27 protein-coding genes are annotated in these 25,118 nt (G+C 71.9%); 5 read left to right on the top strand and 22 right to left on the bottom strand.

Annotated elements, in window-relative coordinates:
• Positions 1-19: 19 nt before the first annotated feature.
• From lspA to Actkin_RS23425, 4 genes are all read right to left on the bottom strand, one after another.
• Entirely contained in the window at positions 20-574 is a 555-nt protein-coding gene (lspA, locus tag Actkin_RS23410; RefSeq protein ID WP_229786996.1) for a signal peptidase II, read from the bottom strand.
• 23 nt (positions 575-597) lie between these two features.
• Positions 598-1,908, bottom strand: a complete 1,311-nt coding sequence (locus Actkin_RS23415) for an aminotransferase class V-fold PLP-dependent enzyme (protein WP_258904277.1) — start codon at positions 1,906-1,908, stop codon at positions 598-600.
• Positions 1,909-1,981: 73 nt separating this feature from the next.
• The gene (locus tag Actkin_RS23420) at positions 1,982-3,463 is read right to left on the bottom strand and encodes a potassium/proton antiporter (protein ID WP_258904278.1); all 1,482 of its coding nucleotides are present in this window, start codon (positions 3,461-3,463) and stop codon (positions 1,982-1,984) included.
• A gap of 135 nt (positions 3,464-3,598) precedes the next feature.
• Complete coding sequence (locus tag Actkin_RS23425; protein WP_258904279.1) at positions 3,599-3,865, bottom strand: DUF167 domain-containing protein; 267 nt, start codon at positions 3,863-3,865, stop codon at positions 3,599-3,601.
• 152 nt (positions 3,866-4,017) lie between these two features.
• Here Actkin_RS23425 and Actkin_RS23430 point away from each other — a divergent pair, with 152 nt between their 5' ends.
• Entirely contained in the window at positions 4,018-5,040 is a 1,023-nt protein-coding gene (locus Actkin_RS23430) for a hypothetical protein (RefSeq protein WP_258904280.1), read from the top strand.
• Positions 5,041-5,060: 20 nt separating this feature from the next.
• Here the strand turns inward: Actkin_RS23430 and Actkin_RS23435 are convergent, their stop codons facing one another.
• Complete coding sequence (locus tag Actkin_RS23435; RefSeq protein ID WP_258904281.1) at positions 5,061-5,597, bottom strand: hypothetical protein; 537 nt, start codon at positions 5,595-5,597, stop codon at positions 5,061-5,063.
• A gap of 60 nt (positions 5,598-5,657) precedes the next feature.
• Here Actkin_RS23435 and Actkin_RS23440 point away from each other — a divergent pair, with 60 nt between their 5' ends.
• A complete protein-coding gene (locus Actkin_RS23440; protein WP_258904282.1) occupies positions 5,658-6,098 on the top strand; it encodes a MarR family winged helix-turn-helix transcriptional regulator in 441 nt (146 codons plus the stop codon).
• Positions 6,099-6,164: 66 nt separating this feature from the next.
• Here the strand turns inward: Actkin_RS23440 and Actkin_RS23445 are convergent, their stop codons facing one another.
• From Actkin_RS23445 to Actkin_RS23460, 4 genes are all read right to left on the bottom strand, one after another.
• On the bottom strand, positions 6,165-7,739 hold the full coding sequence (locus Actkin_RS23445; protein ID WP_258904284.1) for a penicillin-binding transpeptidase domain-containing protein: 1,575 nt from the start codon (positions 7,737-7,739) through the stop codon (positions 6,165-6,167).
• Between the two features lie 93 nt (positions 7,740-7,832).
• Positions 7,833-10,970 carry an isoleucine--tRNA ligase gene (gene ileS / locus Actkin_RS23450; protein ID WP_258904286.1) on the bottom strand — a complete coding sequence of 1,046 codons (3,138 nt, stop codon included), beginning with the start codon at positions 10,968-10,970 and terminating at the stop codon, positions 7,833-7,835.
• Positions 10,971-11,153: 183 nt separating this feature from the next.
• The gene (locus tag Actkin_RS23455; RefSeq protein WP_258904287.1) at positions 11,154-11,813 is read right to left on the bottom strand and encodes a ceramidase domain-containing protein; all 660 of its coding nucleotides are present in this window, start codon (positions 11,811-11,813) and stop codon (positions 11,154-11,156) included.
• Positions 11,814-11,826: 13 nt separating this feature from the next.
• Positions 11,827-13,029 carry an MFS transporter gene (locus Actkin_RS23460; protein ID WP_258904288.1) on the bottom strand — a complete coding sequence of 401 codons (1,203 nt, stop codon included), beginning with the start codon at positions 13,027-13,029 and terminating at the stop codon, positions 11,827-11,829.
• Positions 13,030-13,053: 24 nt separating this feature from the next.
• Here Actkin_RS23460 and Actkin_RS23465 point away from each other — a divergent pair, with 24 nt between their 5' ends.
• Positions 13,054-13,794, top strand: coding sequence for a class I SAM-dependent methyltransferase (locus Actkin_RS23465; RefSeq protein WP_258904289.1), 741 nt, complete (start codon positions 13,054-13,056; stop codon positions 13,792-13,794).
• A 158-nt stretch (positions 13,795-13,952) separates the two neighbouring features.
• Positions 13,953-14,360, top strand: a complete 408-nt coding sequence (locus tag Actkin_RS23470) for a hypothetical protein (protein WP_258904290.1) — start codon at positions 13,953-13,955, stop codon at positions 14,358-14,360.
• A gap of 271 nt (positions 14,361-14,631) precedes the next feature.
• On the opposite strand, the gene Actkin_RS23475 is transcribed toward Actkin_RS23470, so the two are convergent.
• The 10 genes from Actkin_RS23475 to Actkin_RS23520 all read right to left on the bottom strand — a co-directional run bounded on the left by Actkin_RS23475 (position 14,632) and on the right by Actkin_RS23520 (position 22,469).
• A complete protein-coding gene (locus Actkin_RS23475) occupies positions 14,632-15,189 on the bottom strand; it encodes a DUF1349 domain-containing protein (protein WP_258904291.1) in 558 nt (185 codons plus the stop codon).
• 11 nt (positions 15,190-15,200) lie between these two features.
• Positions 15,201-15,785: a nitroreductase family protein gene (locus tag Actkin_RS23480; protein ID WP_258904292.1), complete on the bottom strand. Its 585-nt coding sequence runs from the start codon at positions 15,783-15,785 to the stop codon at positions 15,201-15,203.
• A gap of 11 nt (positions 15,786-15,796) precedes the next feature.
• Positions 15,797-16,300, bottom strand: a complete 504-nt coding sequence (locus Actkin_RS23485; RefSeq protein WP_189211570.1) for a hypothetical protein — start codon at positions 16,298-16,300, stop codon at positions 15,797-15,799.
• 51 nt (positions 16,301-16,351) lie between these two features.
• Positions 16,352-17,155, bottom strand: a complete 804-nt coding sequence (locus Actkin_RS23490) for a DivIVA-like cell division protein Wag31 (protein ID WP_258904293.1) — start codon at positions 17,153-17,155, stop codon at positions 16,352-16,354.
• Positions 17,156-17,201: 46 nt separating this feature from the next.
• The gene (locus Actkin_RS23495) at positions 17,202-17,486 is read right to left on the bottom strand and encodes a YggT family protein (RefSeq protein WP_189211572.1); all 285 of its coding nucleotides are present in this window, start codon (positions 17,484-17,486) and stop codon (positions 17,202-17,204) included.
• Between the two features lie 19 nt (positions 17,487-17,505).
• On the bottom strand, positions 17,506-18,114 hold the full coding sequence (locus Actkin_RS23500) for a cell division protein SepF (RefSeq protein ID WP_189211573.1): 609 nt from the start codon (positions 18,112-18,114) through the stop codon (positions 17,506-17,508).
• A 111-nt stretch (positions 18,115-18,225) separates the two neighbouring features.
• Positions 18,226-18,939: a YggS family pyridoxal phosphate-dependent enzyme gene (locus Actkin_RS23505; RefSeq protein ID WP_258904295.1), complete on the bottom strand. Its 714-nt coding sequence runs from the start codon at positions 18,937-18,939 to the stop codon at positions 18,226-18,228.
• The gene (gene pgeF, locus Actkin_RS23510) at positions 18,932-19,639 is read right to left on the bottom strand and encodes a peptidoglycan editing factor PgeF (protein WP_258904296.1); all 708 of its coding nucleotides are present in this window, start codon (positions 19,637-19,639) and stop codon (positions 18,932-18,934) included. Before pgeF ends, Actkin_RS23505 begins: the two co-directional genes overlap by 8 nt.
• A gap of 827 nt (positions 19,640-20,466) precedes the next feature.
• Complete coding sequence (gene ftsZ, locus Actkin_RS23515; RefSeq protein WP_189211576.1) at positions 20,467-21,777, bottom strand: cell division protein FtsZ; 1,311 nt, start codon at positions 21,775-21,777, stop codon at positions 20,467-20,469.
• Positions 21,778-21,965: 188 nt separating this feature from the next.
• A complete protein-coding gene (locus Actkin_RS23520) occupies positions 21,966-22,469 on the bottom strand; it encodes a DinB family protein (protein ID WP_258904297.1) in 504 nt (167 codons plus the stop codon).
• 480 nt (positions 22,470-22,949) lie between these two features.
• Between Actkin_RS23520 and Actkin_RS23525 the strand changes: the two genes are divergently transcribed.
• Positions 22,950-23,405: an Imm1 family immunity protein gene (locus Actkin_RS23525; RefSeq protein WP_258904298.1), complete on the top strand. Its 456-nt coding sequence runs from the start codon at positions 22,950-22,952 to the stop codon at positions 23,403-23,405.
• Between the two features lie 4 nt (positions 23,406-23,409).
• Here the strand turns inward: Actkin_RS23525 and Actkin_RS23530 are convergent, their stop codons facing one another.
• The 3 genes from Actkin_RS23530 to Actkin_RS23540 form a co-directional block, all read right to left on the bottom strand.
• Positions 23,410-23,586 carry a DUF397 domain-containing protein gene (locus Actkin_RS23530; RefSeq protein WP_309569079.1) on the bottom strand — a complete coding sequence of 59 codons (177 nt, stop codon included), beginning with the start codon at positions 23,584-23,586 and terminating at the stop codon, positions 23,410-23,412.
• On the bottom strand, positions 23,565-24,386 hold the full coding sequence (locus Actkin_RS23535; RefSeq protein ID WP_258907979.1) for a helix-turn-helix domain-containing protein: 822 nt from the start codon (positions 24,384-24,386) through the stop codon (positions 23,565-23,567). The genes Actkin_RS23530 and Actkin_RS23535 overlap by 22 nt, the downstream gene beginning before the upstream one ends.
• Before the next feature lie 75 nt (positions 24,387-24,461).
• The gene (locus Actkin_RS23540; RefSeq protein WP_258907980.1) at positions 24,462-25,076 is read right to left on the bottom strand and encodes a cell division protein FtsQ/DivIB; all 615 of its coding nucleotides are present in this window, start codon (positions 25,074-25,076) and stop codon (positions 24,462-24,464) included.
• Positions 25,077-25,118 lie beyond the last annotated feature (42 nt).

Here is a 25,118-nt window from a genome sequence, read left to right on the forward strand (position 1 = left end):
GGCAGGGTGCGCGCGTCCCTCACTTCTTGGCCACCTTGCCGTCGTAGTCGCGGCCGCGCAGCGTCAGCAGCACGATCAGGATGCCGCCGATGGTGATGCCGGAGTCGGCGACGTTGAACACCGGGAAGAAGTCGCCGTTCGGCGCGAACACCGAGACGAAGTCCACGACGTGGCCCTCGAAGACCCCGGGGGCGCGGAACAGCCGGTCGGTGAGGTTGCCCAGGGCGCCCGCCAGCACCAGGCCGAGGCCGACGGCCCAGCCGGTGGAGCGCAGCTTGGGCAGGATCCAGATGATCGCCACGACCACCCCGGCCGCGACCAGGGTCAGCAGCCAGGTCATGCCGGTGGCCATGGAGAACGCGGCCCCCGGGTTGCGCACGAGCTGCAGGTAGACCGCGCCGCCGAGCAGTTCGACCGGGGCCTGGCCCTCCAGCGTGGCGACCGCGATGACCTTGGTGACGACGTCGAGGGCGTACACCACGACGGCCGTCGCGATCAGCCACAGGCCGCGCCAGGGCCCCACGGGTTCGGCCGCCGGTTCGGGCGTGGTCTCGGTCGGGTGTTCGCTGCTCACCCGCCCATTGTCCAACGCGGCGGTCAGGCGGCCAGGAACCGGGGCAGCGGACGGGGGTCGGGCACCGGGCTCCACCGGCCGTCGACGACCTCGTAGTGGGCCCTCGGCCCGCGGGCCACGAGCAGCCGCAGCGCCCGGCCGAGCCGGTCGACGTGCTCGGGCGCGGTGCCCAGCCCGACGCTGGCGCGCACCGCCTGGGTGCCGCCGCGCGCCCGCCCGGCGAGCCTGCGCACGGCGATGTGGGCGCAGAACGCGCCGTCGCGCACGCCGATCCCGTGCTCGGCGGAGAGCACGGCCGCGGCCAGGCCCGCGTCGACGCCGTCCAGGGTGAAGCTGACGACGCCGACCCGGTCGTGGTCGGGCCCGAACAGCGCCAGCTCGGTGAGGCCGGGCACGTGCGCCAGCGCCGAGCGCAGCCGGGCCAGCAGCGTCTCCTCGTGCGCGACGACCTGCTCCCACGCCCCGGCGAGCGTCGTGCAGGCCACGGCCATGGCGTGCACGCCGACGACGTTGGGCGAGCCCGCCTCGTGCCGGTGCGGGGCGTCGGACCAGGTGACGGCGAACCCGTCGCCGACGACCTTGGTGGCCCCGCCGCCGACGAGGTACGGCTCGGCGGCCTGCAGCCAGTCGCCGGGGCCGACCAGCGCGCCCACGCCGAACGGCGCGTACAGCTTGTGGCCGGAGAGGGCGACGTAGTCGACGCCGAGCGCGGTGATGTCCACGGGCCGGTGCGGGGCGAGCTGGGCGGCGTCGAGGACGACGCGGGCGCCGTGCCGGTGGGCGACCTCGGCGAGCGCGGCCACCGGCCAGACCTCGCCGGTGACGTTGGACGCGCCGGTCAGCACGACCAGGCAGGCAGGCCGCTCGGCGAGCGCGCGGTCGAGCACGTCGACGGCGTCCTCGGCGCGGTCGGGCGTGCGCAGGTGGCGGGCGCCGCGCCAGGGCAGCAGCGCGGCGTGGTGCTCGGTGTCGAACAGCACGACCGATGGGTCCGACGGCAGGGCGCGGGCCAGCAGGTTGAGGCTGTCGGTGGTGTTGCGGGTGAACACCACGGCCGCGTCCGGACCGGCGCCGACGAAGCGGCGCAGCGCGTCGCGGGCGTTCTCGTAGACCCGGGTGGAGACCCGCGACGGGAAGCCCGCGCCCCGGTGCACCCCGGCGTACCAGGGCAGCAGCTCGTCGACCGCCGCCCGCACCGCGGCCAGGCTGGGCGCGCTGGCGGCGTGGTCGAGGTTGGCGTAGTCGATCAGCCTGCCGTCGATCAGCGGCACGCGCTGGCCCGCGCCGACGACGGCGGGCGGGCCCTGATCGGGCAGGTGCGCGGCGAGCCCCATGGACTACCTCCTCGGGCATGACGTCCTACCGAAGGTAGCGAGGAGCGGGTCACCCGGCCTTATCCCAGAAGGCTCATGCGGTGCCGGTCTCGCCGCGCCAGCGCGCGTACCGGCCCGCGCGGTCGACCGCCCGCAGCCGCGCCTCGGCCGCGTCGCGCACCGCCTCGGTGGTGACGATGAGGACGTGGTCGTCCTCCTGGAGGCGGGTGGTCGGGCCGGGGGTGAACGCCCCGCCCGCGCGGGCGACCAGGCTGACCGTCGCCCCGGGCGGCAGGCGCAGCTCGCTGATGTAGACGCCGTGCAGCTTGGAGCCCTTGGGGATGGTGAGCTGCAGCAGGTGCGCGTCCAACTCGTCGAGGGAGGCGACGTCGACCTGCACCTCGTGCGCCTGCGCCGCCGAGTCGAGGCCGAGCGCCCTGGCCAGCGGTTTCAGCGTGGTGCCCTGCACGAGGGTGAGCACGACGACGAGCACGAACACGGCGTCGACGAGCAGTTCGGACCCGGGTCTGCCCTGCGACAGCGGGATCATCGCGAGCACGACGGGCACCGCGCCGCGCAGCCCGGCCCAGGACAGGAAGACCTGTTCTCGCCACGGCATGCCGAACCAGGTCGCCGACAGGGCGACCGAGAGCGGGCGGGCGATGAAGGTGACCACCGCGCCCGCGACCAGCCCCGGCACGATCGCGTCGAGCAGCCGTCCGGGGCTGGCGAACAGGCCGAGCAGCACGAACAGCCCGATCTGGGCCAGCCAGCCCAGCCCCTCGGCGAAGGAGAGCGTGTCGGACCGGTGCGGCAGCTTGGCGTTGCCGAGCACCAGGCCGGACAGGTAGGCCGCGAGCAGCCCGGAAGCGTGCACGGCCTGTCCCCCGGCGAAGGCGAGCACGCAGACGGACACCGCGGCCAGCGGGTAGAGGCCGGTCGCGGGCAGCGCGGCCCGGCGCAGCGCCTGCGCGCCCAGCCAGCCGAGCGCGCCGCCGATGAGCGCGCCGACGGCGAGTTCGTAGGCCATCAGCAGCGCCGCGTCCCAGCCGATCGGCTCGGTGCCGACGAGCAGCACGACGGCGATGTAGCAGGGGGCGTCGTTGATGCCGGACTCCAGCTCCAGCGAGCCCGCCAGCCTGCGGGTGATCGGCAGCCTGCGCAGCACGCTGAACACCGCGGCGGCGTCGGTGGACGCCAGCACCGCGCCCCACAGCAGGGCTGTCCGCCAGTCAAGGCCGAGCACGTGGTGCAGGACCAGCCCGGCGACCCCGATGCTGATCAACACGCCCACAGTGGACAGCGCGAGCCCGGCGCCCACCGCGGGCCTGATGTCCGACCACCGCGTGGTCAGTCCACCCTCGACCAGGATCAGCACGAGGGCGGCGAGCCCGAGCGACTGGGTGAGTTCGGCGTCGGAGAACTGGATGCCGAGCCCGGACTCCCCGAGCAGCACCCCGATCCCCAGGTACAGCACGAGCGAGGGCAGTCCCAATCGGACGGACACCCGGACGGCCAACGCCGCCACGAGGATCACGGCCGCGCCCACACCCAGGGCCGCGGTCAGCTCGCTCACCCACACCTCCCTCAGCCCGGGTGTCGCCCCGGGACCCGGGTCGCGCCCACACGCGACCGGCGGGCCCCATTCTCCACGGTGGGCGGGCCAGCAGCCCGGCACGCGCCGCGGTGGCGCGCGGCCGCCGCGGCGTGATCACTTGCCCAGCAAGCGTTCCAGCGTCTCGGCGTGATCGCCGGAGATCTCGATCACCTTGTCCCGGCCGCGCTCGCCGACGGCGATCACCACGTCGCGGGCGCGGACGCCGAACGCGTCGGCGACGGCCCTGCGCACGGCCTCGTTCGCCTTGCCCTCCACGGCGGGCGCCTGCACCGCGACGACGAGCGCGTCGCCGTGGCGCCCGCCCACGGCGGTCCGGCGCGCGCCCGGCTTCACCCGGATGCCGAAACGCACACCCGCCATCCTGGCATTCGCCCGGTCGGCGCAGGTTTCTGCCCACTCGATCACCCGTCCGGACGCGGGCGGGCGCCACGGAAAGTTGCAGTACGCAAGGGCCTGAACGGCGGTCTAGCATGGGCCGAACCGCCGCGCGAAGGAGGTCGTCCGGGCACCCCATGGCCACCGAACGCTGGAGTACCCGCCCCCGCACCGTCGTCCTCCCCCGGCCCGCGACCCCGCGCGCCACGCTGATCGCGCGCGGATCGCTGCTCGGCCTGGTGGGACTGGCCGCCGCGATCCGGGTCGCCGCGCTCGACGGGCCCGCGCAGCTCGGCGAGATCGGCCACGTCTTCCAGGTCCACACGCTGCGGAGCCTGGACACCGTTCCCAGCGGGGCGTCCACGCTGGCGCTGCTCCAGCTCGCCGTCTACACCACGGCGACGGGCGCGTTCGGCAGGCACGACACCGGCCTGGCCGCCGTCCGCGAGCCGATGGTGCTCGCCGCGGTCGCGGTCGGCGTGGGGATCTGGTGGATGGCGCGCCGGATGGGGCTGTCCCGGTGGACGGCGGGCGCGGCGGTCGGGCTGGTGGCGGTGTCGCCGCTGGCGGTGGCCGCGCAACTCGGCGTGCGGCCGGAGAACCTGGCCGCGGCCTGGGCGGTCGCCGCGCTGGTGCTGTTCTGGACCCCGCACCGGCACCGCACCCTCGCCCCCGACCTGTGGGCGACCGCGTTCCTGGTCATCGCCGTGCTGACCGCGCCGGTCGCCATGGCGCTGGTCCCCACGGCGGCCTGGCTCATGTGGCGCAGGCGCAGGCGCAGGCTCTCGCTCATGGTCGGGTCGCTGTTCGCGCTCGGCGTGGGCATCGGCTGGCCGTCGACCAGCCTGCGCCCGACGCCCGGCCCCGACTGGCTCGCGCTCGACCCGGTGCTCGCCGCCGCCGGGGTGTTCGCCGCGGTCGCCGCCCTGTTCTCCTTCCGGCTGCGCCCGCTCGCCGTGGGCGTGCTCGGGCTGATGGCGGTGGGCGCGGCCGTGCTCGCCGTGCCGTTCGCCGCCATCCTGCTGGCGGGCACGATCGAACGCGGGCTCACCCACCAGGCCAGGACGGGCCGCCACACCCTGGTCCACCCGTACCGCACCCCGACGGCGGCGCTGGCGGGCACGGTCCTGCTGGCCGCCATGGGCGTCTGGGTCCTTTAGGTCCTAACTGATCAGTGGTCCTAGGCGACGGACGACGGCGCGTACGCGCTTGGTGCAGCCGGACCGCTGTTCGATCGGTGACAGATCGCCAGAAGGGCGAACCAGACCAGGATCAGGATGCCCGCCGGGCGCAGGAACGATTCCGGGAGCACATCTCCCACGAAGGAGTACCCGGCCAGCCAGAGACCCGTGACCACGCCGACCACCCGGACCGGCCAGGTCCTGCTGACCAGGGAACTCGACACGATCCAGACGCCTGCGAGGACGTGCCCGCCGAGCCGGACCGCCCAGGCGGTGTCGTAGGCGATGTCGTTGATCATCAGGATGCCCGCGAGCACGTCCAGCGCCACCCAGCCGTACCCAGCCGCCTTCGCCCACGGGGCCGCGTCCAGGCGCGAGACGAGGAAGAGGATGGAGAGGTGGAAGAAGACCCCCAGGTATTCGCCCCACGCCACGTGCGGTTCCACGAAGAAGGCGACCACGGCCGGGAGGAACAGCACGAGCGGGAGAAGCGCAAGAACGCGCAGGCTGGCGTAGTGCCGTCGGGCGTCGAGCATCGAGGAAGTCCTTAGGTGCGAGCTGCTTGTAGGGTCGAACCGTAGAAGGGAGGTGTTGACATGTCAACATCTGGTCCGGCCGAGTCGACGGAGCTGTGGCTGCTGTGGAAGCGCGCGCATGAGCTGGTCCGCGCCGCGGTCGTCGCCGACATGACCGCGGCGTCCGGCCTCTCCGAGGCGGAGCTGAGTGTGTTGGTGTGCCTGCACGAATCGGGCGGTGTCCTGCGGCAGAACGCCATCGCCGCGGCCCTGGGCTGGGACCGGACCCGGCTCTCGCACCTGCTGACCAGGATGGAGAAACGCGACTACCTCGTGCGCGGCAAGGTCGCGAACGGGGTCGAGGTCACCCTGCGACCGGCGGGACGGCGCACGGTCGAGGCGTCGGTGCCGAGCCTGAACGACTCGACCCGCCGCCACCTGCTGGACCGCCTCGGCCCCGACGACGCGAAGGCGCTCAGGGACATCGTCGAGCGATTGCTCTCCGGCGAGGACAGCCGCTGACCGACCGACGCAGTCGCCCGCGAGCCGCGTGAAGCACGCAGGCGATCCAGCTCAGGACCTGCTCGTCTAGAGCCCGCCGAGGAACCGGCCGACGGCCGTCACCGCGGGCCCGGACGTTCCCGCGCCCTCGACCAGCACCGCGAAGGCGACGTCACCGCGGTACCCGGCGAACCAGCCGTGCGCGACGCGCCCGTCACCGAACTGCGCCGTCCCGGTCTTGCCCGCCACGGCCCCGTACCGCCCGAGCGCCGAGCCGGTGCCGGAGGTGACCACCGCGCGCATCATCGTCCGCAATGCCGCGACGGTGCCGGGCGCTGGCGCCTCGTACCCGCGGTTGACCTGCGTCTCCAGCTCGTCGTAGAGGCGCGGGGTCACCGCGTCGCCGCGGGCGACGGTCGCGGCCATGAGCGCGAGCCCGAACGGGCTGGCCTGCACGGTGCCCTGCCCGATGGCGTTCTCCACCTGCTGGGGCGTGCCGTTCGCCGGGTCGACGCCGCCGGTCTGCGTGGTGATCCCCGGGATCTCGAAGTCGGCGGCGAGGCCGAACCGCGCGGCCGCCGCCGACAGCGAGTCGCCGGGCAGGTCGGCGGCCAGCGCCGCGAACGTCGTGTTGCACGAGCGGGCGAACGCCGTCGTCAGCGGCACGGCGCCCAGCTCGAAGCCGTCGTTGCGGATGCGGCGCGTGCCGATCGTGGCCTCGCCGGGGCAGGGCAGCACGGTGCCCGCGTCCGCCGCCCCCGCGGACAGCACGGCCGACGCCGTCACGATCTTGAACGTCGACCCCGGCGGGTACAGCCCGTTGAGCGCGTTCGTCCCCGTGGCCGCCGAGTTCTGCGCCACGGCGAGGATCCCGCCGTCGGAGGCGTCGATCGCCACCAGGTACGCGGGCGCCTTCACCGCGTCCACCGCGGCCTGGGCCGCCGCCTGCGTCTCGATGTCCACAGTGGACGTGATCGGTTTCGCCGAATCGCCCGCCAGCAGTTCCGCCTTCTCCTTGCCCGCGCCGTCGACGATGACGACCGCAGGACTCCCTGCCGACTCCCCGCCTGCCGCGCGGACCATGGCCGGTCCCAGGACCCGTCCGGCCGAGGGCACCGACGCCCCGCCGCGCACCAGCGGCCTGCCGTCGCGGTCGACCACGGCCACCTCCGGGGCGACGCGCAGGGCCAGCCGCGTGCCGTCGGCCAGCTTCGGGTGCACGACGCCCGGCGCCCAGCGCACCTTCCACTGCCCGTCCCGTCGGGCCAGGCCGAACTCGGTGGTGTAGCTCAGGGTGCGGTCGTCATCGAGCGTCCACCCCACCTCCGCCGTCGCCCGCGCGGACTCCCCGGACTCGGCGACCGGCCCGCTGAGGACCACGCTCAGCGTCCGCGGGCCCACCGCCTGCCGCGCGCTCGTCAGCGCCGCCCGCGCCACGTCCGGCCTGTCGGTCAGCGCGGCCGCGGCGGCGTGGTCGGCCCGCGCCCACGCCGCGGCGAAGTCCTCCCCCACCTCCTGCGCGGAGGCCACCGGCTTCTCCTCGGCCACCGGCGCAGGCGGCGGTGAGTCGTCGCCCAGCAGCACGAAGTACGCGAACAGCACGATGGCCACGCAGGCCACGCCGCCGATGGACAGGATCAAGCGTCTGGCGCCGTCGGACACGTCACGAACCCCCAAGCTCCCCAGGCAACGCCCCCACGATGCCAGAGGAGCGGCCCCCGGGACCCGGGAACCGCTCCTCAGCGCACAGAACCGTTACCGCTTCACCACATCCACGCGCACCGCGACGCCGTCGCCCACCGTGCCGGTCGACCCGCCGTCGACCGACCCGTGGGAGACCTCGTCGGCCAGGGTCTCCCCGGCGATGAACTCCCGGTGCGCCGCAGCGGCGTCGAGGACCTCGGCGGGCGCGTCGACCGTCAGCGCGATCCGGTCGGACACCGCGAGCCCGGCGTCGCGCCGCGCCTGCTGCACGACGCGCACCAGGTCGCGCGCCACGCCCTCGGCGGCCAGCTCGGCGGTGACGGTCGTGTCCAGCACGACCAGCCCGCCGGGCAGCTCGGCCGTCGCGCCCGGGTCGACCGCGACGAGCCGCCGCTCGTACTCGCCCTCCAGCAGCGCGATCCCGGCCGCGACGACGGCGCCGGACTCGTCCGTCGACCACTCGCCCGCCTTGACGGCCTTGATCACCTTCTGCACGTCCTTGCCCAGCCGCGGCCCGCACGCCCGCGCGTTCACCGCGAGCTCGAACCGGCCGTGCGCGGCGACGTCGGTGGTCAGCTCGACCGCCTTGACGTTGACCTCGTCGCGGATCAGCTCGACGAACGGCTCCAGCACCGCCACGTCCTCGGCGGCGACCAGCAGCGAGGCCAGCGGCAGCCGCACGCGCAGCTTGTTGGCCTTGCGCAGGGCCAGCGCCGACGAGCACACCTGCCGCACCCGGTCCATGGCCGCGACCAGCGCGTCGTCGGCGGGCAGCGCGTCGGCGGCAGGCCAGTCGGCCAGGTGCACCGACCGCTCGCCGGTCAGCCCCCGCCAGACCACCTCGGTGGTCAGCGGCAGCAGCGGCGCGGCGACCCGGCAGACCGTCTCCAGCACGGTGTGCAGGGTGTCGATCGCGTCGGTGTCGCCGGACCAGAACCGGTCCCGCGAGCGGCGCACGTACCAGTTGGTCAGGACCTCGAGGAACTCGCGCACCGACTGGCACGCCCCGGAGATGTCGTAGGTGTCCATCGCCTCGGTGACGGACTCCACGAGCTGCCGGGTCTTGGCCAGCGCGTACCGGTCCAGCACGTGCTGGGAGTCGGTGCGCCACGCGCCTTCCTTGCCCTCGGCGTTGGCGTAGAGCGCGAGGAAGTAGTACGAGTTCCACAGCGGCAGCACGGCCTGGCGCACGGCGTCGCGGATGCCCCGCTCGGTGACGACGAGGTCTCCGCCGCGCAGGATGGGCGAGGCCATGAGGAACCAGCGCATCGCGTCCGAGCCGTCCCGGACGAACACCTCGTTGATGTCCGGGTAGTTGCGCAGCGACTTGGACATCTTCTGCCCGTCGTCGCCGAGCACGATCCCGTGCGCGATGCAGTTGGTGAACGCAGGCCGGTCGAACAGCGCCGTCGCCACCACGTGCATGGTGTAGAACCAGCCGCGCGTCTGGTTGTTGTACTCGACGATGAAGTCGCCCGGGTAGTGGTCCTCGAACCACTCGCGGTTCTCGAACGGGTAGTGCACCTGGGCGAAGGACATCGAGCCGGACTCGAACCAGCAGTCCAGCACCTCCGGCACGCGCCGCATCATCGACTTGCCGGTCGGGTCGTCCGGGTTCGGGCGGACCAGCTCGTCGATCGCCGGGCGGTGCAGGTCGGTCGGGCGCACGCCGAAGTCGCGCTCCAGCTCGTCCAGCGACCCGTACACGTCCATGCGCGGGTACTCCGGGTCGTCCGACACCCACACCGGGATCGGCGAGCCCCAGAACCGGTTGCGCGAGACGTTCCAGTCGCGGGCGTTCTCCAGCCACTTGCCGAACTGGCCGTCTCGGACGTGCGCGGGCACCCAGTTGATCTGCTTGTTCAGCTCGACCATCCGGTCCTTGAACCGGGTGACCGCGATGAACCACGACGACACCGCGCGCTGGATGAGCGCGTTGCCGCAGCGCCAGCAGTGCGGGTACGGGTGGTCGTAGGTCTCGTGCCGCAGCAGCAGGCCCGCGTCCTTGAGGTCGCGGATGATCGGCTTGTTCGCCTCGAAGACCTGCAGCCCCTGGTAGGGCGCGACCTCGGCGGTGAACCGGCCGTGCGAGTCGACCGGGTTGACCACCTCGATGCCCGCGGCGTCGGTGACGACCTTGTCCTCCTCACCGAAGGCGGGCGCGATGTGCACGACGCCCGTGCCGTCCTCGGTGGTGACGTAGTCGGCGGCGAGCACCTGGTGGGCGTTCTCCCGGCCGGTGAAGAAGTCGAACGGCGGGCGGTAGCGGGTGCCGAGGAGGTCGGCGCCCTTGTACCGGGCCTCGACCCTGGGCTCGTCGCCCAGCTCGCGGGCGTAGGCCGACACCCGGGCCTCGGCCAGCAGGTAGCGCCGGTCCGGGTGGTCGAACGCCTCGACCACGACGTAGTCGACCTCGGGGTGCACCGCGGCGGCGAGGTTCGACGGCAGCGTCCACGGGGTCGTCGTCCAGACCAGGGCGTGCACGCCGTCGAGGTCGGTGCCGGGCGCGTCCAGCCGCAGCGACACCGTGACCGCCGGGTCCTGGCGGCTGCGGTAGGTGTCGTCCATCTTCGTCTCGGTGTTGGACAGCGGCGTCTCGCAGCGCCAGCAGTACCAGAGCACCCGGAAGCCCTCGTACACCAAGCCCTTGTCCCACAAGGACTTGAACGCCCACATGACGCTTTCCATGTAGTCGAGGTCGAGCGTCTTGTAGTCGTTGTCGAAGTCCACCCAGCGGGCCTGGCGGGTCACGTAGTCGCGCCACTGGTCGGTGTAGCGCAGCACCGAGGTCCGGCAGGCCTCGTTGAACTTCTCGATGCCGAATTCCTCGATCTCGCTCTTGGCGCTGAACCCGAGCTGCTTCTCGGCCTCGACCTCGGCGGGCAGGCCGTGGGTGTCCCAGCCGAAGCGGCGCTCGACGTGGCGCCCGCGCATGGTCTGGTAGCGCGGCACGACGTCCTTGACGTAGCCGGTCAGCAGGTGGCCGTAGTGCGGCAGGCCGTTGGCGAAGGGCGGGCCGTCGTAGAAGACGAACTCGTTGTCCCCGTTCTCGCCAGCCGGGCGGGCGTCCACAGTGGCCTGGAAGGTGCGGTCGGTCGCCCAGAAGTCCAGGACGGACCGCTCCAGCTCGGGGAAGCTCGGCTGGGCGGGGACGTCGGCTGCGTCGCCGTGGTGTGCGCGGGGGTACATCGCGGTAGCTCCTCGTACGGATCGGTCGGACCCACACGGGGACGACGCTCGCGCGCCGCGGTACCACCCCGCTTGCCGCCGGGAACCCGGCGACCTCTCGCTGGTCGGCTGTGACGGGCCGTCCCGTCCGGTTCTACTGGGGCTCGCGCCTGTTCTTCCGGAGGCTCCCCGGTGATGGCCGGATCAGCGCCTTGTGCGTCCAGGGTAGCCAATGCCCGCAACCTGGTTTGCGGCCCGGTCGGCCGCGACCCGGATCACCAGGTACAGGACGGTGGCGTTGAGCACATGCCAGAGGAAGTGCGTGCCCAGCGGCAGCCATCCGCAGACGGACTCGTCGATCGTGCGCAGGGTCAGCGAGACCGCGAACAGCCCGGCGATGCCCAGGTAGGCCCGGGCGTAGCCGTACATGCGGCGGAAGGCGGCGATCCCGGACATGATCAGCAGGCCGAGCAGGGCTGGCGCGTAGCCGCCGAGGTCGACCAGGGCGTTCACCCCGATGGAGAAGACCACGAACACCGGCGCGGCCACCCACGCCCACCGCCACGGCGCGCCCATGAAGTGCCGGGCGAAGGCGACCACGTAGGCGAGCATGAACAGCAGGATCGGCGTGGTGTCGAGGGTGGCGGCCCAGCGCGTGGCCACGGTGTGGAAGGTGAAGCTGCCCACCCCGATGGCCGTGAGCAGGACCACCAGCGCGACCAGCGTCGGCGGCCGGGTCGACTGCCTCAGCAGGTGCCGGTAGGCGAGGACCGCGGCGATGAGGAACGCCACGTTGGTCAGCGCGTTGACCGGCTCCGACCAGAAGTCGGGGCCCGTCCGTTCGCAGTAGGCGTCAACCGGCATGGGGACATGCCTATCAGATGGCGAAAGCCGCCCTGCTGAACTTCCGCCAAACAACCGCGCTGAGCACGGCCATCGCGCCCGCGGCCACCCAGAACGGCCCGGTCACGCCCAGCCAGACGGCCAGCACGCCGCTCAGCGGCGCGCCCAGCGCCGCGCCGCCGATCACCAGCAGCCGGTAGACGCTGTCGACGCGCCCGCGCAGCTCGTCCGGCACGACCCGCTGGCGGACCGAGGTGGCCACCACGCCCCAGATGGCGCCGTGGCAGCCGAAGACGACGGTGATGGCCGCGGCGACCCAGGCGTCGGTGGCCAGGGCGAGCCCGACGTGGGTCAGCGTCTCCACGACGAGGCCCGCGCGCAGCAGGGTGTGCTCGCCGAACCGCCCGCGCAGCGGCGAGACCAGGGCCGTGCCGATGAGCCCGCCGACCGCGCCCGCGGTGATGAGCACGCCGAAGCCGATCTCGTCGAGGCCCAGGCGCTCCTTGGCGTAGAGCACGTAGATCGCGAACGCGGCCATGAGCAGGAGGTTCATCACGCCCAGGCACAGGCCCAGCGTGCGCAGCAGGCCGTGGCGCCACAGCCAGCGCACGCCCTCCCTGATCTCGCTGGTCAGCCGGGTCGTCGGGCGCTCGCGGGGCGCGGGCCGGTGCCGGATGGTCAGCATGACGGCCGAGGCGAGCAGGAAGGCCACCGCGTTCACCCCGAACGGCAGCGCAGCCGCCACCGCGAACAGCGCCGCGCCGATGGGCGGGGCGGCGAACTGGTTGCCGACGTAGAGCACGGCCGTGAGCCGGGCGTTGGCCCTGGGCAGCGCCTCGGGGGCGACGAGCGCGGGCAGCAGCGCGCCCGCGGCGGTGTCGGCGAAGGTCTCGGCGATGCCGATCAGGAAGAACGCCAGGTAGACGACCCACACGGTGGCCAGCCCGCCCCACACCGCCACCGCGAGCCCGGCGACGACGACCGCCCGCAGGACGTCGACGACGGCGATCACCTTCCGCCGGTCCAGCCGGTCCACCCACGCGCCGCTGAACAGGGCGAACAGCAGCCACGGCAACTGCTGGGCGAACACCGCGCCCGCGACCAGCCTCGGGTCGTCGGTCAGCGAGGAGATCAGCAGCGGCCCGGCGGCGAGCGCGATCCCGTCGCCGATGTTGGTGGCGGCCGTCGCCGTCCAGAGCTTGCCGAACTCGCGCCCCAACCTGGTGCCGCCCCCCATGCCGCACAACCTAGCTTGGTCCTCATGACCGTCTACGACACCATCGGCCGGACGTACACCAGCACGCGCAGGCCCGACCCCCGGGTGGCCGCCCGGATCACCGCCGCCCTCGGCGACGCGGCCACCGTGGTCGACGTCGGCGCGGGCGCGGGCTCCTACGAGCCGCCGACGACGGTGCTGGCCGTCGAGCCGAGCCCGACGATGATCGCCCAGCGCCCGCCGGGGGCGGCCCCGGCGGTGCGGGCGGTGGCCGAGGCGATCCCGCTGCCGGACAAGTCGGTCGACGCGGCGATGGCGGTGCTCACGATCCACCACTGGACGGACCTGGCCGCGGGCCTCGCGGAACTGCGCCGCGTCGCCCGCTCGCGGGTGGTGATCCTGACGTGGGACCAGACGGTGGCGCGGGAGTTCTGGCTCCTGCGCGAATACCTCCCGGAGGCGATCGCCATCGACGACGCCCGTGCGGTCCCCATCGACCGCCTGGTGGACGCGCTGGACGCCAGGGTGGAGGCGGTCCCGGTCCCCCACGACTGCACGGACGGCTTCCTCGCGGCTTATTGGCGCCGCCCAGCCGCGTACCTCGACCCGGCGGTCCGCGCGGGCGCCTCCGGCCTCGCCCAAACCGGCGACGCCCGCCTCCGCCCCGGCCTGGCCCGCCTGGAAGCCGACCTCACCTCCGGCACCTGGACGACCAACCACGCCGACCTACTGGCCTTGGACGAACTGGACGCCGGCTACCGCCTCCTAATCGCCGACTTGCCCTGACTCTGATGATGACATCATCTCGCCCGCCCGCTGCGCATGTAAAAGGTCGCCTTGATGTCCGCCTTATGGGCGACTGACCATGGAACTAGGCGTGACCGGCTTCGGCGTCTCGATATTCATGAGCTACCCGGAGCCGTACAACTCTCGGCAACGTCAGCTTGTCAGCGACGGCGATCAGGCGGCTGACGTCGGAGTCCTACGGGCTTCTCACCATCGCCTTCCGCAGGGCGTATGTCGAACGGGGAACGGCCAATATCCGCACGGACCTTGAGAACATCCGCGAACAGTCCCTCGACGACACCTGGCTCACCACGCCCTGGGCGCACATTGAACCCGCGATGGCGTTCCAGATCGGGCTTCCGATTCTCATCCTGCGGGAACAGGGAGTCCGCGCGGACGGGGTGCTGGAGAAGGGTGTGGTCGGGCTCTACATGCCCGAGTTCGACCTGCACACCCACGAGGAGAGCTACCTGAAGAGCCCGGAGTGGCAGCAGATATCCGGAAAGTGGGAGCGCCAGGTCAAGGCCGTCGCGGACCGAAGGAGCGAGCCGCCGGTTCTGTATTGAGGCGCACGACACCGGATAGGCCACCGAGCACAGAGCCTGGGTTTCGTGGGCCGCGACCGAATCCTGCGGCCAGTCAGATGATGCGATCATCCGGATGGTCTCATCATCCCGATGATGACGCCATCCGGATGATGGCATCATTTGGATGATCTCGCCATCTGGTGATCGCATCATCGGGATGGGCAGATCGCCCGGATGGCGACGTCATCTGAATGGTCACGTCTCCGGATGGGCACATCATGTGGATGGGCACATCATCCAGATGGTGGCGTCATTCGGATGATGTCAGCATCTGGATCTCGTCGAAGTGGGTGGTGAAGCCGGGGCCGGTGGGGGCGGCGGTCATCACGCCTGCCAGGACGGGGGGATCGGGTGGGAAGTAGGCGAGGCGCAGCATCGTGGTGGGGGTGGCGGGGCCCAGGCCGTACGTGATCGTCACCGTGTCGCCCGTGCGTTCGGCGGCGATGGTGACGCGGTCCACCTCGGCCACGCCCACGACCGACCAGTCGGAGAAGTCGCGGGTCACCACCGTGCTGATCTGGTAGGCGCCGTCCACGAGTTCGACCCCGGCCTTGATCCAGTTCCGCTCGTCGATGCGCAGCGCGATGCCCGCCTGGTCGTACTGGGCCCCGTAGTCGGCGGTGAACGACGCGCGGAGGGTGAAGTCGCCCACCAGGTGGGTGCCGAAGAGGTGGGCGGTGTCGCGGGCGTAGCCGTAGTGGGTGGTGCGCCAGAAGTCGGTGTCCGGGTCGGCGGTGATCGTCAGGCCGTCGCGGGTGGACCAGGATCGGGGCTCGTTCAGCCACTGCCAATCATCGAGGGGCGTCATCTCGGGAGCGCTCACCACCGACCGAAGTGGACGATCTCGTCGAGGTCGCGGCGCGGGATGCGGCGCGGGGAGGCGTCCTCGGACAGCTCCGGCTCGTCGGGGTGGCCGATGGCGATGACGCCGATGGGCTCGTGCGTGGCGGGCACGCCGAAGTCGGTGTGCAGGCGCTCGGCCCCCTCCGGGCCGATGCCGAAGAACACCGCGCCCAGGCCCTCGTCCACCGCCGTCTGCAGGATGAGCAGGGCGGCCATGCCCGTGTCGATGTGCCAGTACGGCACCGGCCAGTGCGACTCGGCGCGGTCGGTCCAGCCCTTGTCCTCGCGCGCGTAGCGCTCCAGGTACTGGTCCTTCACCGAGAACGGGACGATCACCACGGGCGCGGTCCGCACCGAGTCGGACGTCCAGTCCGCGCCGAACTCCCAGAACTCCGCGAGATCGTCGCCCTGCAGGACCAGGAACGCCTGCCCCTGGGAGAACCCCGCGGACGGACCCCGGCGCGCGTTGCGCAGGATCCGGGACAGGCTTTCCGGGGACACCGGCTCGGAGGTGAACCTGCGCACCATCCGGCGACGGCGCACCACGTCCTGGAACTCCACGGTCCCCCCAGCTAGGTCGTCTGGTCGTGCCGGTGTCGAGCCGCGAGCACGGAGTCGGGCGTGCACACCGCGCACGGGGTGAAGCCGAGTTGGCGCGCCTCCGACACCGGCAGCGCCAGCGTCGGCCGCCCGGACAGCCACGAGCACCTGGCCAGGTGGTACCGGGGCCGCTCGTCCACCACCCGCACCTCGACCGACAGCCCGGCCACGACGAGCAGGTCCGACGCGTCGGTCTGCTCCTCGGCGGGCTCGTCCTCGGGCAGGTCGTCGGGCTCGGCGTCGACCACGGGCTCGTCGTCCGGCGAGTCCTCCGGCTCGGCCTCCGCCTCGTCGACCGCGCGGTCGGCGGCGGCCGCCCGGCGGCGGCGGTTGCCCAGCCAGTCCATGACCAGGACGGCGGCGCCAGCGAGGCTGATCGCGATCGACAGCCACGCCCACAGCGTGCTCGCCGTGGACAGCGCGACGACAAGCATGCCGAGCGCGGCCAGGACCAGCACCAAGACGATGTACAGCACCGTTGCGCCTCACCGACCGGGTCGCGTCAACGACCCGGTCGGCTTCGAGGATCAGCCCGCTTCGGCGCGGGGGCCGAAGGAGTAGCCGCTTTTCTGGCCTGCCGCCCGGCCGCCGTCGGCCGGGGCCGCGGGGCCGCGGTCGCTCAGCTCGCGCAGGCTGGACTCCAGCAGCGACTTCAACCGGGTGCGGTACTCGCGCTCGAACGTGCGCAGCTCGTCGATCTTCTTCTCCAGCGTGGTGCGCTCGGACTGCACCGCGCCGATGATCTCCGCGTGCTGGCGCTGGGCGTCGCGCTCCAGCGTGGTGGCCTTCTCGCGGGCCTGCCGCTCCAGCGTCTCGGCCCGGGTCCTGGCGTCGTTCAGCATGGTCTCCGCCCGCGTGCGGGCCTCGTTGACCATGGTGTCGGCCTTGGTCCGCGCCTCCGAGAGCAGCTGCTCGGACTTGGTGCGGGCCTCGGCGAGCATCCCGTCGGCCTCGGCCTTGGCCTCACCGGTGAGCCGGTCGGCCATCTCCTGGGCCAGGCCCAGGACCTTGGCGGCCTGCACGTGGTGGTCGCCGCCACCGGGGCTGGTCTGCTCCATCGGGCTCGGCGGGGGCACCGGCTGCAAGCGCCGGGACTCCTGCACCGGGGCGGCGCCGGAGCGGGCCTCGTCGAGGTCGGCGCGGGCGGATTCCAGCTGCGCGTCGAGCTGCTCGACCTGCGCGCGCAGGTCGTTGTTCTCCTCGATCAGGCGGGACAGCTCCACCTCGACCAGGTCGAGGAAGGCGTCCACCTCGTCCTCGTTGTAGCCCCGCTTGCCAATCGGAGGCTTGCTGAACGCCACATTGTGCACGTCAGCGGGGGTCAACGACATCTGATCACCTCACGCACTCCAGGGCTGCCAGCACCCGAGTTCCCCGTCACCCGGGATACGCCAGCCGCATCAGGATGAACACGACCAGCAGCAGCACCATAATCGATAGGTCCAGGCCCACGCCTCCGATTCGGACCGTCGGGATGATCCGACGGACCAACCGAACCGGAGGATCGGTCACTGTGTAGATGGTCTCCAGCGTCACCGCAACTCCACCCGCGGGCCGCCACTCGCGCGCGAAAGTGCGGACGAGCTCGACGACCACACGCGCGGTCAGCAACAGCCAGAAGGCGAAAAGCACCCAGTAGGCGATGAGCAGTACCGGTTCCACCCCACAACTGTGCCATCACTCAGCCGCGCCGGTCGAACCCGCCCTCGACGAGCCGCCGCTTGTCCTCCGCGGTGGGGTCGATGTTGGGCGGTGAGATCAAGAACACCTTGGCGGTGACCTTGTCGATCGAGCCGCGCAGCGCGAACGCCAGACCGGCGGCGAAGTCGACGAGGCGCTTGGCGTCGGCGTCGTCCATCTCGGTCAGGTTCATGATCACCGGACGGCCGTCGCGGTAGTGCTCGCCGATCGTGCGCGCCTCGTTGTAGCTGGTCGGGTGCAGCGTGATGACCCGGCCGAGCGGGTAGCCGCCGGGCGCGGGAGCGGTCTCGACCGGGCGCAGCCGGGGTGCGGGCTCGCGCCTGGGCTCCACGGCGAGCGCGCCGTGCGTCGCGGGCTCCGGCTGGGCCCAGGAGGGCCTGGCCGGGCGCTCGGCGTCGAAGTCGTCGCCGTACTCGCGCTGCGCGCCGAGCCAGCGGCGGCGGCCGGGCGGGTAGTCGTCGAACTCCTCGTCGAGGTACTCGGGTCGCCGGTAGCCGCCACGCCGGTCGTAGTCCTCCGACTCGTAGTCATCGAACTCGTCGGCGGGGACCATGCCGAAGTAGGCCTTCAGCTTCTGCAGTGTGCTCATGGCGTTCCTCCGCGACTCCCCGAGCGTGGCCCGACATTCCCCGACCTGCGTCGATCTACCACGTTCCAGCCCGACTCAACCACTCCCCGGGGTTATGGCAACCGGAACCTCTTACGGGGAGGCTAGACCTCGGCCTCCCAGCAGGGCGGTTCCGACACGCACGCATGTCGACCCGTAGTCGATCGCTTCTTCCAGATCGTTACTCATGCCGCAGGACAGCTCACGGGCCGTGGGAAACTCGGTCCTCAGCTCTCCGGCGACACTTGCAAGACGATCAAAGGCGGCCCGGGGTTCCATCCCGAGCGGCGCCACGGCCATGATCCCGCGGAGGCGAAGATCACTCGATCGAATTACCCCGTGGGCCAACTCCGGGAGCCGGTCGAGCGGACAGCCGCCGCGCGCGGGGTCGCCGTCGATGCTGGCCTGGACGAGCACGTCGAGCGGCTCGGTCCGCTCCCCGGCGTCGCGGGCGGCGGCGACCGCTCTGGCCAGGGCCTCGGCGAGGCGGGTCGAGTCGACGGACTGCACCTCGTCGGCCCAGCGGACGACCGAGCGGGCCTTGTTGCGCTGGAGGCGGCCGACCATGTGCCAGCGGACGGGGGCGTCGACCTCGGCGGCCTTGGCTGCGGCCTCCTGGTCGCGGTTCTCGGCGAGGTCGCGGACGCCGAGCCCGGCCAGGATGGCGGCGTCGGAGGCCGGGAAGGTCTTGGTGACGGCGAGCAGCCGCACCTCCTCGGGGCTCCTGCCAGCGGCTTTGCACGCGGCCTCGATGCGGGCGCGCACGTCGGCGAGGTTGGCGGCGATCTCGGCGGCGCGGTCAGTCATGGTCGACCCAGGTGATCGCCGCCAATCGCCCAGTGGTGCCGTCCCTGCGGTGACTGAACAGCGTCCGGTCCTCGCGGGTGCACCTCGGGTCGACGCCGATGCGCGCCACGCCCGCGTCGGCGAGCTGGCGCCACAGGCCCGCGCGCAGGTCGACGCCGGGGGTGCCGGAGCGGGTCTTGCAGGCGCTGCCGGGCAGCCGGGCCTCCATGTCGTCGCGCATGGCGGCGGGGACCTCGTAGCACTCGCCGCAGATGGACGGACCAAGCAGCGCCTCGACGCGCTGCACGTCGGCGCCCGCCGAGGCCATGGCCGAGAGCGTCGCCGGGATGACGCCCACCCGCGCGCCGACGCGCCCGGCGTGCACGGCGGCGACGACGCCCGCCTCGGGATCGGCGAGCAGGACGGGCACGCAGTCGGCGACGAGCGCGACGAGCGCCAGCCCCGGCTCGGCGGTGACCAGCGCGTCGGTCGCCTCGACCGGCTCACCCTGCGGCCCGTCGACGACGGCCACCGTCCGCCCGTGCACCTGCTCCATCCAGACGACGCGCTCCTCGGGCAGACCGAGCTCGGCCGCCAACCGCGCCCGGTTGGCCGCCACCGCCCCCGGCTCGTCCCCGACGTGATCGCCGAGGTTGAACGAGTCGTACGGGGCCTTGGACGCCCCACCCTCACGCGTGGTCACCACGCGACGAATCCGCACGTGGTGAACATTAGTGGGCGCTGGCGGCCCGGGTGGGGTGTCGCCCCCGGCCACGAGTGTCGTGAGGTGGCAGGCAGGCCGCAGGTGGTCGAGGGGGCAGGGGTTCCTTCACCGGCCCCCAGGACGCGCCCACGGAGCGGGTGCGGCGAGGGAGGAACGCCGGGCGAGTGGTCGGTTTCCGGCGGACGTGGCTAGCGGCCCGGGGAAGGCGAGGCGTCCACCTCGCCTCGAACCGAACACCACTTCCCCGCAGTGCGGCGGAGACGCAGAAACGCCGGAGACGGCGGGCGTGGCTGATGGGCCGCCAACGGTGGGGCATCCGCCTACATACCGCCCTCCCCGGGGGCGCGGGATGACAGCAGATTCACCCGGTGCCGGACGGGGAAGCGACACCGCCGGAGACCAAGTCGATTCCCGGCGGACCTGGCTGATGGGCCGTCAAGGGTGAGGCGCCCGCCTGCAAACCGCCCTTCCCGCGGGCGTGGGATGACAGCGGGTTCACCAGGTGCCGGGCGGGAATCGGAACCGCCGGAAACCTCGTCGGTTCCCGGCGAGCATGGCTGATGGGCCGTCAAGGGCCGGGGCGTCCACCTGCATACCGCCCTCCCCGGGGGCGCGGGATGACAGCAGATTCACCCGGTGCCGGACGGGGAAGCGACACCGCAGAAGACCAAGCCGGTTCCCGGCGGACCTGGCTGATGGGCCGTCAAGGGTGAGGCGCCCGCCTGCAAACCGCCCTCCCCAAGCGCGGGGTGACAGCGGATTCACCCCGCACTGGGCGGGGAAGCGGCACCGCCGGAGACCTTGGGGGTCTCCGGCGGTCGCGGCTAGCGGCGCATGAAGGGGGGGACGTCCACCTCGTCGTCCGGGTCCTCGCCGACGGGGGTGGCTCGGCTGGGGAGGGTGCCGGGGGTGGTCGCGGGCCTGGTGACCGGCGGGTAGCTCGGCGTGACGGGGCGGGGTGGGTAGGTGGTGTTCTGGTAGCCGCCGGGGTAGCTGGGGGTGGTGGCGGTGGTGGGCTGCTCGGCCGGGGCGGGCGCCGGCGTCGGCGTCGGGGCCGGGGTCGGCTGGCTCACCGGGGGCGGGGTGGGTTCGGCGGGCTTCTGGACCTCGCCTGCGGTCGCCGTGGCGGTGGCCGTCGTGGGCTTGGCCGAGGACAGGGCCGTCGGGTCGAGCTTCTTGTGGGTCGGCGTGCCGCCGTCGAAGCCTGCGGCGATGACCGTGACGCGGACCTCGTCGCCGAGGGAGTCGTCGATGACCGTGCCGAAGATGATGTTGGCCTCGGGGTGCGCGGCCTCCTGGACCAGCGACGCGGACTCGTTGATCTCGAACAGGCCGAGGTCGGAGCCGCCCGCGATGGCCAGCAGGACGCCGTGGGCGCCGTCCATGCTGGCCTCCAGCAGCGGCGAGTTGATCGCCTTCTGCGCGGCCTGCACGGCGCGGCCCTCGCCGCGGGCACTGCCGATGCCCATGAGCGCCGAGCCAGCGCCGGACATGACGGACTTGACGTCGGCGAAGTCCAGGTTGATCAGACCGGGCGTGGTGATCAGGTCGGTGATGCCCTGGACACCGGAGAGCAGCACCTCGTCGGCGGAGCGGAACGCGTCCATCAGGGAGACGCCCACGTCGCCGAGCTGGAGCAGCCGGTCGTTCGGGATGACGATGAGCGTGTCGCACTCGTTGCGCAGCGCCTGGATGCCGTCCTCGGCCTGCTTGGCCCGCCGCTTGCCCTCGAAGGAGAACGGCCGGGTGACCACGCCGATGGTCAGCGCGCCGAGCTTGCGCGCGATGGAGGCGACGACGGGCGCGCCGCCGGTGCCGGTGCCACCGCCCTCGCCCGCGGTCACGAAGACCATGTCGGCCCCCTTGAGGACCTCCTCGATCTCCTCGCGGTGGTCCTCGGCGGCCTTGTGGCCGACCTCGGGGTTGGCGCCCGCGCCGAGGCCGCGGGTCAGCTCGCGGCCGATGTCGAGCTTGACGTCGGCGTCGGACATGAGCAGGGCCTGGGCGTCGGTGTTCACCGCGATGAACTCGACGCCCTTCAGCCCGACCTCGATCATGCGGTTGACGGCGTTCACGCCGCCGCCACCGATGCCGACGACCTTTATCACGGCGAGGTAGTTGTGCGGGGGCGTCATCGAGCCGCCTTCCTGTTCGCTGGACCTGCACTGCCGCCCGGCGAAACCCTCGACCTCAACCAGAGAGTCAGAGCTGTGTCAACCCCGGACCTACGCCAAGAAAGGTAGGCACACGATGACGCCCGATCCAGCCGCCACGCCGAACGGGCCGCCGGATGTTCGTCACCCGGTGTGAGCACACCCGGTGGTCATTCACCGGTGACGCCGTCGAGCAACTCCCGGATGATATCGAGGTGCCCGGCGTGCCGCCCGGTTTCCTCGATCATGTGCAGCACGACCCACCGCACGTTGACCTCGCCCTGGTTGCGGAACGGGACGGTGTCGGTCAGGCCCATACGGGCGGTGACCGCCCGGCTGTTGGCGCACTCGGCCTCGTACTCGGCGATGAGCCGGGCGGTGGGGAGGTGGGCGGCGTCCTCGAACTCGGCGTCCGGCCGCTCCTTGGTGTAGGGCGCGGCGTCGGGCTCGCCGCAGAGGACGGTCCGGAACCAGTACGCCTCGACCCACCGCAGGTGGGAGAGCAGCCCGGCCACGGTCATCAGCTTGGACGGCAGCACGGCGCGGTGGGCGTCCTCCTCGGAGAGTCCCCGCGCCTTCATCACGATGGTGGCGCGCAGGTAGTCCAGGAACCCCTCGGCCTGGGCGAGTTCGTCGCCCACGTAGGCGGGGTCGATGCGGGTATCGGCAGTCATGGGAGGGGAGTCTGGTCGAGGGCGCGGATCACGGGCCACCGGATTACGGCAGGTCCGGCTAGCGGCGGCCGTGGTGGAGCCCGGTAGAGGTCAAAGGTTCTGCAGGGTGACCGCGAGCGCGGACGCATTGGCCAGCGTCACCTCGGCGGCTGCCGTGGTCGGCGAGGCAGGAGGTCTCGGGGCCCGCTCGACTGCGGGCAGTGGGCACGCGGCAGCCGCACATGCGCACTCGACGATGGCGCTCACGTTGGCCGAGTTGGGTCGCGTTCACGAACTCGCCGCGAACGCGGCCTCGGCGATCGAAGAGTACCTGGCGGCCATCGCGGGCGCGCCGGGCTCCACGAGCGAATCCGTTGACCAGCGCGTCCATCGGAGACCGCCGCACGGACGAGTCGCCGAGGTCGACCGCGTCGAGCGTCTTCGCGCCGAGTTGCCGCGGCCGATCGACGGGAAGGGCACCGGGCGCAAGACCCACGGGCGGTGGTTCGTCCGAGAGCGATCGGCTCAACCGATCAGGAAGGCGACCACATCGCCGCCACGCCGGACGCGGTCGACGAAGCGCTGGACCACCTCGCCTCCCTCGTGCACGACGGCGGGCTCGTCGCCGAGGTCACCCGGCAAGGCGACGACGTGACCACCCTTTACGTCGGCATCAACGGCGAGGTGGGCGCCCTTTGCTTCACCGACACCGACGCCGCTCACTACAGCCAGGGCACCCCGTCGGCAAGCGGCGAGGTGTTGAGCTACGCGATGCAGCAAAACGAGATGGAACTTCCCCCCGACGCGGAGCTACCGATCTCGGACGTACGAGCCGCGGTGCACGAGTACGCGAACACCGGAACTCGACCGGTCGGGATTCGGTGGCAGCGGTGGCGTGCGCCGGAAACGCCGGGCAGCGCCGTCGCTGATCCGTCCGACGCCTCCATCTGGGGATGACGCGCTAGCGGAGGTGGGTGAGGAGGGCTCGTAGGGCTTCGATGGGGACGGGGAGTTCGGTCTGGGGGTGCTTGCTGTCGCGCAGCGCCGTTAGGTCTTGGCGCAGTTCCACGCAGTCGCCTTCGCTGCCGGACCGGGAAGACTTACGCCACTCCATGATCACAACCTTTCCAGCATCCATCCGATGAAGCGCCTGCTGTCCGCCGATGACATGGCCGACTGCTCGATCTTGGCACGGATGTCCTGGTATGGCTTCACCTCTTCGTCGTAAAGGAAGACGGCGCTGCGCATCAGCTCGACGTAGACGACCGGGCTGTCACGGCGGAACTCCATCAACATCCACGAATGCAGCAAGGCCGCCGGGTGCTGGCGGACGATGCGGACACCGATGCCGCGGTCGTAGACCGCGTACAGGTGCTCCAGTTGCTCCCTGAAAGCCTCACGACCGCCGAACGCCGACCGGAGGGCGTGCTCGTGGATGAAGGCCGTGTAGTCGATCTTCCGCAGCACCTCCTGCCGCTTCTGCCGCGCCGCCCACCTGACTTCGACCTGATCGCCCGCGAGGCCGTCCGCGCGCATGATGGCCTCGGAGTACTGCCTGGTGTGGAGCAGACCCGGAATGACGCTGACCGCCCAGCTGGTGATCTGCCGGGCGTCGGACTCCTTGCTGATGAGGGTGTTGAGGTGCGGCATGCCGGGCAGGTCGCGGGCCCACCAGCCGGTCTGATCGCCCGTCCGGGCGTTGGCGACCATCTGCTCGCGCAGCGGACGGGGCACGCCGTAGATCGCCAGGACGGTGGCCATGTCCTCGGTGGTGATGTGCCGTTTGCCGTTCTCCACCCGGCTGAGTGTCGAGATCGACCAGCCGATCGCCTCGGCGGCTTGCTCCAGTGACAGGTTCGTCCGCTCGACGCGGACCGCTCGCAGTTGTGCCCCTAGGGCGCGATCCCGGCCCTGGGGTGGCTTCCGTTGACCTCCCATTTCGCGGAGAATGCCGTAACGGGCCGACAACTGAACGTGCTTTGCCGCAGTAGCAAGAGGTTTGGGCCGCGAAGATCACCCAATGGTGGGAAACTCGGGAGCGGCCACGTCGTAGACCTTTCCCTTCTGTGTCAACAAGGCCCCGATTACCGCCGCTTTATGCGCGGAATCCTCCACCCCGCCCCACTTGATGACGCGCCCGTCCTTCAACGTCAACCGCACGTCGTGCGCGGTTCGCGCGTCCACCACCCGCACCTGTGGGCGCAGTTTCGCCGGGAGCGCGTGCAATACCTGCACGCCCGCCTTCACCGCCGCCGGTTCCGGCGCCTTCAATGTGGGCAAACCGGCGGGCGCTTTCGCCTTGACCGCGTAATCCACGCCTTCCACGTCCACCAAATGGAACCCGTCCTCGGCGACAATCATCGCCACGGGGGTCCGCTCGGTCACCGTGATCTCCAGCGTGCCCGGCAGCGACCGGCCCACGTCCACGCCCGCGACGCGCGGCAGCTCCAGCACCTTCGCCGCCACCTCCGCCGTGTCGACGCGCGCCAACGGCGTGCCCGACTCGACCGCGGCGACCTTCCGCACCTCCTCAGCCGTCAGCTCCTTGATCCCGACGACCGAGACCTCGCGCACGCCGAACACCGACGTGAACATCACGACATACACCACCGCCGTGATCACCAGCATCACGCCGATGACCGTCAACCGGCGGACCAGGAACCGCCGCCG

Origin of the sequence: Actinokineospora sp. UTMC 2448, assembly GCF_024760565.1 — a bacterium.
Lineage (GTDB): Bacteria > Actinomycetota > Actinomycetes > Mycobacteriales > Pseudonocardiaceae > Actinokineospora > Actinokineospora fastidiosa.

Coding starts and splice junctions, on each gene's coding strand:
- Actkin_RS23460 (WP_258904288.1), bottom strand. CDS start 13,029: ATGGGGGGCGGCACCAGGTTGGGGCGCGAGTTCGGCAAGCTCTGGACG.
- Actkin_RS23530 (WP_309569079.1), bottom strand. CDS start 23,586: ATGGATGCTGGAAAGGTTGTGATCATGGAGTGGCGTAAGTCTTCCCGG.
- Actkin_RS23435 (WP_258904281.1), bottom strand. CDS start 5,597: ATGCTCGACGCCCGACGGCACTACGCCAGCCTGCGCGTTCTTGCGCTT.
- ileS (WP_258904286.1), bottom strand. CDS start 10,970: ATGTACCCCCGCGCACACCACGGCGACGCAGCCGACGTCCCCGCCCAG.
- Actkin_RS23475 (WP_258904291.1), bottom strand. CDS start 15,189: ATGACGCCCCTCGATGATTGGCAGTGGCTGAACGAGCCCCGATCCTGG.
- ftsZ (WP_189211576.1), bottom strand. CDS start 21,777: ATGACGCCCCCGCACAACTACCTCGCCGTGATAAAGGTCGTCGGCATC.
- Actkin_RS23535 (WP_258907979.1), bottom strand. CDS start 24,386: ATGGGAGGTCAACGGAAGCCACCCCAGGGCCGGGATCGCGCCCTAGGG.
- Actkin_RS23425 (WP_258904279.1), bottom strand. CDS start 3,865: ATGGCGGGTGTGCGTTTCGGCATCCGGGTGAAGCCGGGCGCGCGCCGG.
- Actkin_RS23500 (WP_189211573.1), bottom strand. CDS start 18,114: ATGAGCACACTGCAGAAGCTGAAGGCCTACTTCGGCATGGTCCCCGCC.
- Actkin_RS23520 (WP_258904297.1), bottom strand. CDS start 22,469: ATGACTGCCGATACCCGCATCGACCCCGCCTACGTGGGCGACGAACTC.
- Actkin_RS23540 (WP_258907980.1), bottom strand. CDS start 25,076: ATGCTGGTGATCACGGCGGTGGTGTATGTCGTGATGTTCACGTCGGTG.
- Actkin_RS23415 (WP_258904277.1), bottom strand. CDS start 1,908: ATGGGGCTCGCCGCGCACCTGCCCGATCAGGGCCCGCCCGCCGTCGTC.
- Actkin_RS23440 (WP_258904282.1), top strand. CDS start 5,658: ATGTCAACATCTGGTCCGGCCGAGTCGACGGAGCTGTGGCTGCTGTGG.
- Actkin_RS23455 (WP_258904287.1), bottom strand. CDS start 11,813: ATGCCGGTTGACGCCTACTGCGAACGGACGGGCCCCGACTTCTGGTCG.
- Actkin_RS23505 (WP_258904295.1), bottom strand. CDS start 18,939: ATGACTGACCGCGCCGCCGAGATCGCCGCCAACCTCGCCGACGTGCGC.
- Actkin_RS23490 (WP_258904293.1), bottom strand. CDS start 17,155: ATGTCGTTGACCCCCGCTGACGTGCACAATGTGGCGTTCAGCAAGCCT.
- Actkin_RS23430 (WP_258904280.1), top strand. CDS start 4,018: ATGGCCACCGAACGCTGGAGTACCCGCCCCCGCACCGTCGTCCTCCCC.
- Actkin_RS23465 (WP_258904289.1), top strand. CDS start 13,054: ATGACCGTCTACGACACCATCGGCCGGACGTACACCAGCACGCGCAGG.